Source organism: Spirillospora sp. NPDC049652 (genome assembly GCF_040675125.1).
Lineage (GTDB): Bacteria > Actinomycetota > Actinomycetes > Streptosporangiales > Streptosporangiaceae > Spirillospora.
In genome coordinates this window covers 1-9,568 of record NZ_JBFAOF010000204.1, presented here as the reverse complement: position 1 = coordinate 9,568, position 9,568 = coordinate 1, and the positions used below count along the sequence as shown (strand labels likewise).

At 72.3% G+C, this 9,568-nt stretch carries 8 protein-coding genes and 1 riboswitch; of the genes, 4 read left to right on the top strand and 4 right to left on the bottom strand.

Annotation, left to right across the window (positions count from 1 at the left end; all coding sequences use genetic code 11):
- The 3 genes from AB0J52_RS15945 to AB0J52_RS15935 form a co-directional block, all read right to left on the bottom strand.
- The coding region (locus AB0J52_RS15945; RefSeq protein WP_500182329.1) for a heavy metal translocating P-type ATPase at positions 1-1,697 on the bottom strand (1,697 nt) is incomplete at its 3' end.
- Positions 1,698-1,776: 79 nt separating this feature from the next.
- Complete coding sequence (locus tag AB0J52_RS15940) at positions 1,777-2,703, bottom strand: DUF8832 domain-containing protein (RefSeq protein WP_500182328.1); 927 nt, start codon at positions 2,701-2,703, stop codon at positions 1,777-1,779.
- Positions 2,704-2,793: 90 nt separating this feature from the next.
- The gene (locus tag AB0J52_RS15935; RefSeq protein ID WP_500182327.1) at positions 2,794-2,997 is read right to left on the bottom strand and encodes a heavy-metal-associated domain-containing protein; all 204 of its coding nucleotides are present in this window, start codon (positions 2,995-2,997) and stop codon (positions 2,794-2,796) included.
- 485 nt (positions 2,998-3,482) lie between these two features.
- Between AB0J52_RS15935 and AB0J52_RS15930 the strand changes: the two genes are divergently transcribed.
- A complete protein-coding gene (locus AB0J52_RS15930) occupies positions 3,483-4,346 on the top strand; it encodes an Fpg/Nei family DNA glycosylase (RefSeq protein WP_500182326.1) in 864 nt (287 codons plus the stop codon).
- A gap of 67 nt (positions 4,347-4,413) precedes the next feature.
- On the opposite strand, the gene AB0J52_RS15925 is transcribed toward AB0J52_RS15930, so the two are convergent.
- Positions 4,414-4,857 carry an SSI family serine proteinase inhibitor gene (locus AB0J52_RS15925; RefSeq protein WP_500182325.1) on the bottom strand — a complete coding sequence of 148 codons (444 nt, stop codon included), beginning with the start codon at positions 4,855-4,857 and terminating at the stop codon, positions 4,414-4,416.
- Positions 4,858-5,146: 289 nt separating this feature from the next.
- On the opposite strand from AB0J52_RS15925, the gene AB0J52_RS15920 reads away from it, so the two are divergent.
- The 3 genes from AB0J52_RS15920 (at position 5,147) to AB0J52_RS15910 (ending at position 9,248) form a co-directional block, all read left to right on the top strand.
- Positions 5,147-5,482: a rhodanese-like domain-containing protein gene (locus AB0J52_RS15920; protein WP_500182324.1), complete on the top strand. Its 336-nt coding sequence runs from the start codon at positions 5,147-5,149 to the stop codon at positions 5,480-5,482.
- 188 nt (positions 5,483-5,670) lie between these two features.
- Positions 5,671-5,787, top strand: a riboswitch (TPP riboswitch).
- On the top strand, positions 5,777-7,135 hold the full coding sequence (locus AB0J52_RS15915; RefSeq protein WP_500182323.1) for a purine-cytosine permease family protein: 1,359 nt from the start codon (positions 5,777-5,779) through the stop codon (positions 7,133-7,135). (Overlaps the previous riboswitch by 11 nt.)
- 220 nt (positions 7,136-7,355) lie before the next feature.
- On the top strand, positions 7,356-9,248 hold the full coding sequence (locus tag AB0J52_RS15910; protein ID WP_500182322.1) for a sensor histidine kinase: 1,893 nt from the start codon (positions 7,356-7,358) through the stop codon (positions 9,246-9,248).
- Positions 9,249-9,568: the final 320 nt, after the last annotated feature.

The window sequence follows — 9,568 nt, the reverse complement described above, 5'->3', positions numbered from 1 at the left end:
GCGCGGGCCCGGCCGTCCCAGCCGACCGCCACCGCGGTCTCGCCGCGCGCCGCCGCGTCGGCCATCGCCCGCTCCAGCTCCGGGGTCAGGTGCTGCTCCCACTCGGCGAGCAGCTTCGGCCGGCCGACGAGCACGCCGTGCCCGTCCACCACGCCCTGGACGCCGAGGCCCTCGATGTTGCCGAAGTCGTCCACCTTGGGCAGCTCGCCCACCCGCTCCGTCGCGCCCTTGGCGATCGCCTGGGCGATCGGGTGCTCCGACGCGTCCTCCAGCGCCCCGGCCAGCCGCAGCACCTCGTCCTCGCCGGTCTCGGCGGCGGGGTCGACGACGACCTTGACGAGCGCCATCCGGCCGCTGGTCACGGTGCCGGTCTTGTCCAGCACGACGGTGTCCACCTTGCGGGTCGACTCCAGCACCTCCGGGCCCTTGATCAGGATGCCCATCTGGGCGCCCCGGCCCGTCCCGACCAGCAGCGCGGTCGGCGTGGCCAGGCCCAGCGCGCACGGGCAGGCGATGATCAGGACGGCCACCGCGGCGGTGAAGGCGGCGGCCACGCCGTCGCCGGTGCCGAGCCAGAAGCCGAGCGTCGCGACGGCGAGCGCGATCACGATCGGCACGAACACCCCGGAGATCCGGTCCGCGAGGCGCTGCACCTGGGCCTTGCCGGTCTGCGCGTCCTCGACCAGCTTCGCCATCTGCGCGAGCTGGGTGTCGGAGCCGACCCGGCTGGCGCGGACGAGCAGCCGTCCGCCCGCGTTCACCGTCGCGCCGACCACCGCGTCGCCGGGCGAGACCTCCACCGGCACCGACTCGCCGGTGAGCAGGGAGGCGTCCACGGCGGACGTGCCCTCCTCGACGACACCGTCGGTGGCGATCTTCTCGCCGGGCCGGACGACGAACACGTCGCCGACGTTGAGCTGGTCGATCGGGATGCGCTGCTCGGCGCCGCCGCGGATCACCGCGACGTCCTTGGCGCCCAGCTCCAGCAGGGTGCGCAGGGCCGCGCCGGCGCGCCGCTTGGAGCGCGCCTCGAAGTACCGCCCGGCCAGGATGAAGGCGATGACGCCGGACGCCGCCTCCAGGTAGATGTTGGACGAGCCGTCCGAGCGGGTCATCGAGAACTCGAAGCCGTGCTTCATGCCCGGCGTGCCCGCGTTCCCGAGGAACAGCGCCCACAGCGACCAGCCGAACGCGGCGAGCGTGCCCAGGCTGACCAGCGTGTCCATCGTCGCGGCGCCGTGCCGCAGGTTCGTCCAGGCGGCCCGGTGGAACGGCCATCCGGCGTAGACCACGACGGGCGCGGCCAGCACCAGCGACATCCACTGCCAGTTCTTGAACTGCAGGGCCGGGACCATCGCGAACGCGATCACCGGGACCGACAGGACCAGGGCCGTGATCAGCCGCTGCCGCAGCGGCTTCAGCTCGTCCGCGGGCTCCGCCGGCTCGTCCGACCCGGCGCTCTTCGGCGGCTTGGGAAGCTCGGCGGTGTAGCCGGTCTTCACGACGGTGGCGATCAGGTCATCGGCGGTCACCCCCTCGGGGAACTGGACCGACGCCTTCTCGGTCGCGTAGTTCACCGTGGCGGTGACGCCGTCCATCCGGTTGAGCTTCTTCTCGATGCGGGCGGCGCAGGAAGCGCAGGTCATCCCGCCGATCGCCAGCTCGATGTGGCCTGTGGGAGGGGCTTGCGCGGCCATCGCTGCTCCTTTCGCGTTCCGGCGCGTCTGCGCTTCCGCTGCTACGCGTCTTAGGGGGAAGTCTGTGTGTGCGGGGGTGTTACTTGGCGACGGCGGTGAACTCGGCCGTGCGGACCTTCCCGCCGTGGCTGAAGTCCAGGTACAGGCGGTAGGTGCCCGCGCTCGGAACGTCCGCGTCGAAGGTGATGTCGGGGCCGGGCTTGGTCTTGCCGTCGCCGGGCTCGCCCTCCGGGTGGACGTGCAGGTAGGCGAGGTCACCGGCGCGGAGCGCGACCAGGTGGCCGTAGGCCTCCAGGTACGGGTCCAGGTTCGTGACCGGCTGGCCGTCCTTGCTGACGCTCAGGGTCAGCGGGCTCGGCTTGCCGGGCGTCAGGTCGCCCTTCAGCGTGACCTCGTAGCCGTCGACCTTCGCGACCTGCTCCGGCTGCGGGACGTCCTTGGGCTGGAAGTCGCCCGGGGCGAAGATGTCCGCGCCGAGGGTGAGCTGGTTCTCGGCGCCCACCGGCTTGACGTCGGTGAACACCCGGTAGGCCCCGGCGTCCGTCAGCGTCAGCGGGACGGACCAGACGCCGCCGCCGACCGGGGTCGGGTGCAGGTGCTGGAAGCCCGACAGGTCGCGGCGGGCCAGAATGAAGTGCAGGTCCTTGCCGTGCAGCGGGTTGTAGCGGGTGACCGGCTGTCCGTCCGGACCCGTGATGCTGAACTTGAAGTCGGTCTTGGCGCCGGTGGCGACCGTGGGGTTCTGCAGGGCCAGCGTGTAGCCCTCCGTGGAGACCTGGAGCCCCCCGGGGGTACCGGTCGCGCTGCCGCCGCCGTGCCCGCCGTGCGCCCCGCCGTGCTCGCCGCCCATGTCGCCTTCTCCGTTCTCACCCTTGTGTTCGCCGGCCATCTGGTGCGTCTCCGCTTTCGCACCCACCGACCCGGTCGCCGTGCCGACCCCCAGCGCGCCGCCGAAGACGGCCGCCAGGCCCAGCACGTACGCGCCAACTCTTGTCGTCGTCCTCATCGCCATCCGTCCTTCCGGCCCGTTCCCGGCGGCTTCGGGCGCCGCGGCGTTCCGCTCTCAGGCGGTCCGCCGCGGCGCCACCCGACAAGGTCAGGCGACCTCGTATCCGGCCTCGTCGATGGCGGAGCGGAAGGCGGCGTCGTCCAGCGGGGTCTCGCTGGTGACGGTCACCTTGCCGCTGGCCAGCTCCACCTGGACGTCGGTGACGCCGCTGATCGAGCCGACCTCCTGCTTGACCGAGCCGACGCAGTGGCCGCAGGTCATTCCGGTGACGGTGTAGGTGGCGGTGCTCATGTCCCTGACTCCTCGGTCGTGTGTCGCTGTTTTCCTCGGTACCCCTGGGGGGTATCTCGTGCCCTCATGTTGCCACAGCCTCTCGCTGGCTGCAACCCCTACCCCCTAGGGGTTATTGCGTGACTCGCATCACCTTGTGGGGCTATCTGGTGATACGTCCGGTCGTGCCGCCACGCCGGGGGGTGCCCGCCACGGGGCGTCCCGGACGGGGCCGGGCGTCGTGAGGGCCGGAAACGGGCCTGGTGAGGGCCTGCGGCGTCCCCTGTTCGAGCCCGGAGCACGGGCCGACGCGGGCCGGCGCGGGCTGGTTATCCACATGTGCCGATGCGGCGGCCGTCACGCGCGAGCCGCCGTATCGGGGTCATTTGCCAAGGTATATCCGGCGCGAACGTCGTCCGCACCGGGGTTGCCGACGGCGGGCGCAAGGTTTTCCACAGCTTTCCACAGCGCTGTGGACAGCGGGCGGACCTCGGATAATGTGAAGCATGCCCGAGCTTCCCGAGGTGGAGTCGCTCGCCGCGTTCCTGCGCGAGCGCGCGGTCGGCCACGCCGTCGCCCGCGTCGACGTCCTCGCCATCTCCGCGCTGAAGACCTACGACCCGCCCGTCACGTCCCTCGGCGGCCTCACGGTCACCGGCGTGGCCCGGCACGGCAAGTTCCTCGACATCGACGTGGACGGGCTGCACCTGGTCGTCCACCTGGCCCGCGCCGGCTGGCTGCGCTGGCGCGACGAGATGCCGGTCAAGCCCGTCCGCCCCGGCGGCAAGAACCCGCTCGCCCTGCGCGTCCACCTCGACGACGGCTCCGGCTTCGACCTCACCGAGGCGGGCACGAAGAAGGGCCTGGCGGTCTACGTCGTGCGCGACCCGTCCGACGTGGAGGGCGTCGCCTCCCTCGGGCCCGACCCGCTCGACCCGTCCTTCACGGTGGAGACGCTCGCGGGCATCGTCGGCGGCAAGCGCACCCAGATCAAGGGCCTCCTGCGCGACCAGCGGATCGTCGCGGGCATCGGCAACGCCTACTCCGACGAGGTCCTGCACGTCGCCCGGATGTCGCCGTTCAAGATCGCGAGTTCGCTCACCGGCGAGGAGGTCCAGACCCTCTACGACGCCATCGTCGACACCCTGCGCGACGCCGTGGCCCGCTCCGGCGGCCTCGCCGCGCAGGACCTCAAGGCCGAGAAGAAGACCGGCCTCCGCGTGCACGGCCGCACCGGCCAGAAGTGCCCGGTCTGCGGCGACACCATCCGCGAGGTGTCGTTCGCCGACTCCTCGCTCCAGTACTGCCCCACCTGCCAGACCGGCGGCAAGCCCCTGGCCGACCGCCGCCTCTCCCGCCTCCTCAAATAGCCCGACGCCCGGATCGGTATCGCGTCGGGCCGCGCGCGTCGAGGGTTCTGCCGGACTGGACCGCTGGTCAGCGGACGGGCGGGACGTCGCCGAAGAGGGGGGCGACCTTGCTCCAGCGGGCCAGCTGGCAGCCGTCCGTCCGGGTGAACCGGGTGTCGACCGGCTTCCCGTGCCAGGTGCCCTTGACCGTGGCGACCTCCGGTCCCCCGTAGATCTTGGTGCACATCATGTCCGGCGGGACGGGCTTGAACGCGTCCGGGGCCTTCGCCAGGGCCGCGCACGCCTGGGCCGCCTTGGGATGGTCACCGCCGACGGGATCGCAGGTCAGCGACCATGTCTTGGCGGGCGCCTGGACCGAGGCCCGGACGCTCACGGTCAGGTGGTTGGCGGGGGAGCTGGGCGCGACCTTGTCCTTCGGCGGGGTGGCCGGCGTCCCCGACTTGGCGTGCTCGGAGCCGCAGGAGGCGGCCGACATCACCAGAGCCAGGGCGGCCGGCGTGAAAAGGAGCATCCGATACCGCATAGAGGATTCGACGTTGCGGCGGGCGGCACGGTTCCACGTTCTCCGCCCGAATGCGCTGATCGGGCAAGCCGGAGGGTGCGCCGCCGGCCGGGGCGCGGGCAGGGTGGAACCGCTGACGGCGGGTGGGCGGCCAGCCGGGGCGCGGGCAGGTTGAGACCGCTGACGGCGGGTGGGCGGACGGCCGGAGAAGGGGCTGGAGCATGATGGGATTCATGCTCGGATCTGTAGGTTTCGAGTGCCCCGGCCGCCCATGGCAGGGGATCTTTGGGAGGTTCGGATGAACTTCGGGAACGACGTCCCGGCCGTGGACGCCGCCGAGGTGCCGCAGGACGCCTACCTTCTGGACGTCCGCGAGCAGTACGAGTGGGACGCCGGGCACGCGCCGGACGCGGTCCACATCCCGATGGGCGAGCTGAGCGACCGCGCCGCCGAGATCCCCCAGGACCGCGAGATCTTCGTCATCTGCCGGTCCGGGATGCGGTCCGCGCAGGTCACGATCGCGCTGAACCAGGCGGGCTGGATCGCCCGGAACGTGGACGGCGGGATGAAGCGCTGGGCCGAGGCGGGCCGTCCCCTCGACGGCCACACCGACGCCCCACCCCACGTCGCCTGACACCGGCCGCCGCCCGCATCCCCATAGTCGCCCTGGTCTCCAACACCGGGCTGGGGCCGGGGCGGGCCGGAGTTGGACGCGGGACCGGGCCGTTCGTCGCGTGGTCCACGCCCTGGGGGGGGAATGGAGGCCGGGGGATTGGGCGTTCCGCTCCCTGGAGCGTTCGATGTACGATTCGCCCAGTCTTAATGGAACACCGCGGGAGCTCGGGCCAACCGGGCTGAGAGGGCGGCAGAACGCGGCGCCGCCGACCGCATGAACCTGTCCGGGTAATGCCGGCGTAGGGAGCGTGCAGTGTCCGCTGTGCACCAGGAATCCGTCCGCGCGCCGCGCGACGAGGCCCCGTACACCCTCGACCAGCCCGCGCCCAGGGTGCTGGGCTTCTGGGACCAGTCGGCCTTCTGGGCCAACCTCGGCGTCAGCCTGCTGGCGTTCTCCGGCGCGTACACCGTCCTCGCGCCGACCGAGGACGGCCGCCCGACCATCTCGATCATGGCGGGCATCACCGCGATGATCGTCGGAACGCTGATCGGCGGCCTCATGCTGGGGCTGGCCGCCGTCCCCGGCGCGCGCACCGGCCAGCCCGCCATGGTGCTGCTGCGCGGGCTCTTCGGGGCCCGGCCGTCCTACCTGCCGACCGTGCTGAACATCGCGCAGCTGATCGGCTGGGGCACCTTCGAGCTGATCACGATCGCAGGCGCGGCGCGGGCCCTGTACGACGGCGTCCCGCGCTGGGTCTACGTGGTCGCGGCCGGTGTGATCACGACCGTGCTGACGATCTGGCCGCTCGGATCGGTGCGGCTGCTGCGCCGGTACGTGACGGTCGCGGTCTGCGTCGCGCTGGTCTACTTCTACATCCAACTGCTGCGGGAGCCGCTGCCCGACCTGAACAAGGGGTCCTGGGGCGGGTTCTGGATCGGCGCGGACGCGGCGCTCGCGGTGTCGATCTCGTGGGTCCCGGTGGCCGCCGACTACACCCGGCACTCCCGGACGCAGCGGGCCGCGTTCGGCTCGGCGGCGGTCGGCTACTCCGTGACGCAGATCATCGCCTACGTGCTCGGCCTGTTCGCGCTGGCCCTGGTGGCGGGCGACTCGTCCCGGATCTACGACCCGTTCCTGCACGTCACGCTGGGCGCGCTGATCTTCGCGATCTTCGTCCTGCGGGAGGCCGACCAGTCGTTCGCGAACGTCTACTCGACGGCCGTCTCGATCCAGAACCTCGTTCCGCGTGCCGACCGGCGCGTCCTGTCGGTGGCGCTGGGCGTGCTGATCACCGTCCTCGCGCTGGCCCTGGACATCAACGACTACGCCAGTTTCCTGTCGCTGATCGGATCGGTGTTCGTCCCCATGCTGGGAGTCCTCGCCGCCGACTTCTTCCTCGGCAGCGGCCGCCGCGGCTGGAACACCGCCCGCTCCGCCCCCGCCCGCTGGAACATGATCGCCGCCTGGCTCGTGGGCATCGCCGTCTACCAGCTCATCAACCCCGGCACCGTGGCGCACTGGACCGACCTCTGGCAGAACGTCCAGGAAGGGCTCCACTTCACCCCGGCGTCCTGGATGAGCGCCTCCCTGTTCTCCTTCCTGGCCGCCGCGGCCGCCGCCCTCCTGCTGCGTCCGCTCACCCGGCGTTCCGAGTCCGGCGCCACCGCCTGACCGCACTCCCTCAGCTCAGGCCTCCCCCGCTCCGGGGGAGGCCTGAGCTGGGTCTTCGGTAGTTGTCCACAGATCGGCGGTCAACTTTCGCCGGACGTGCGGGGTGACGGAGACTGGAGGCGACGGGGGAGGTGGCTGTGCGACGAGAGACGAGAGTTTTCGGCCGGCGGGGTCGGTGCGGTGAGACCTTTCACCAGTGGTTGCCCGGCAGGAGGAGGTGATGCGGTGGCAGCATGAGGGCGTGCAACTCCAGGTCCACGATCCGATCGCGCGCGCCGTCATCGAGAGCGCCGCCGATGCGATCGTCGCCGTGGACCACGAGCACCGCGTGACGGTGTGGAACCCGGCGGCCGAGCGGATGTTCGGCTGGACGGCGGCCGAGATGACCGGGCGGGTCCCGCCGATCGTGCCGGACGAGCTGACCGCCGAGCACAACGCGGTGCAGGAGCGGCTGCTCACCCGGCGGCCCGGGGAGGGCGACACCGGCCGCATCTCGATCGCGACCCGCCGGTTCTGCCGGAACGGGACGCTGATCGACGTCCGGATCGACACGAGCCTGCTGCGGGACGCCCGCGGCGAGCCGCTCGGCTGGGTCGGCGTCTACCACCCGGTCGAGGAGGACGAGGTCGCACAGCACCACATGGCCGAGCGGGCCCGGCTCGTCCGGCGGCTGAACGACATCGTCGCCGACCTGAACGCCGAGCTCGACCTGGCCGTCGTGCTCGACCGCATCACCGCGGCGCTGATCGAGCTCACCGGCGCGGACGCGGCGGGCTTCGTCCGGATCGAGGGCGAGCGGCTGCGGCTGGTCAGCCTGACCGGCCTGCCCGAACGCATGCGCGGCGCCACCGCCGACCTGCGGTCCAGCCTGGTCGGGGAGCTGCTGCGCACCGGCAAGACCATCAAGCTCGCGGGCGGCGAGCGGCGGCTCGGCGACCTGATCTGGTCGGAGCTGCCGGGCCTGCACACGATCACGCTCGGCCTGTCGTACCTGCAGAACCGGCCGTACGGCGCGCTGTACGCGCTGTTCTCCGGCCGCCGGCCCGGGCACACCGAGCTGGAGCTGCTGGAACTGCTCGCCGGGCACGCCGGGGTCGCGGTCGGCAACGCCGTGGCGTACGCCGAGGCCGTCCGGCAGCGCGCGCACGAACGCGCGGTCATCGACGCGAGCGCGGACGGGATCGCCGTCCTCGACCGGGACGGCCTGGTCTGCCAGTGGAACCCGGCCGCCACCCGCCTCACCGGCGTCGCGACCGACCAGGTGCTCGGCCGTCCGCTGCCGTTCGCCCCGCCCGCGCCCGGCAGCATCCGCACGCTGCGGCTGCCGTCCGGGGTGTGGCTGGAAGTGCTGGCCGCCTGGATCGACGAGACCGACGAGCTGGTCGTCGACTTCCGCGACGTCTCCGAGGCCAAGGCGCTGGAGGAGGCGAAGGACCTGTTCCTCGCCACCACCAGCCACGAGCTGCGCACCCCGATCACCGTCGTCCGCGGCTTCGCCAGCACCCTCGTCAACCGCTGGGACGAGCTGCCCGACGCCGACCGCCGCACCGCCGTCGCCACCATCGCCGACCGCGCCGAGTCCCTGGCCCGGCTGGTGGAGCACCTGCTGCTCGGCTCCCGCGCCGGAGCCGACGAACTCGCCGTCACCATCGACGCGTTCGACCTCGCGCACGTGGTCAGCGGCGTGGTCGCCGGGTTCCGCTCCCTGTCCCCGCTGCACCGTGTCGAGCTGGACCTCCCCCCTGACCTGCCGTACTGCCAGGGCGATCCGCTCGCGACCGACATCGTCCTCGGCCAGCTCCTGGAGAACGCCTTCAAGTACTCCCCGGACGGGGGCGTCGTCCGCGTCCGCGCGTACGCCGAGGGCCCCCACCTGGTTGTGACCGTCACCGACGAGGGCATCGGCATCGCCCCCGGCGACCACGAGCGCATCTTCGAACGCTTCGTCCAGGGCGAAGCCGGCGACCGCCGCCGCTTCGGCGGCATCGGCCTCGGCCTCTACATCGTCAAACGCCTGACCGAGGCCCAGAACGGCACCATCACCGCCCTCCCCGCCACCCACGGCCCCGGCACCTGCATGCGCCTCACCCTCAACCAACCCCCCAAACCCTGACCCACCCCTCACCCAAAGCCGAAGGACCGCACAAACCCGCAGAACGCGCGGCCCCCAAGGCGCAAGGCGAACGGCACGCGCGGCGCGGACAGGACGCACGGCGCGCGGGCACGGACCGCCGGGGTGCGAGGTACGCGGGACGGGCGGAGTGCGAGCAGGCACGCAGTAGCCAAGGTGCGCAAGGCCCGCGCGGTCCACGGGACGCCGAGTGCGCGAGGCGGCAGGGCGCACGGCGCATGGGCGTGGGACGCCGGGGCGGACGTGGGCGGGGGCGGCGGAGCGTGCAGGCACACACGGCGCGGAACGCTGGGCGACGCGGT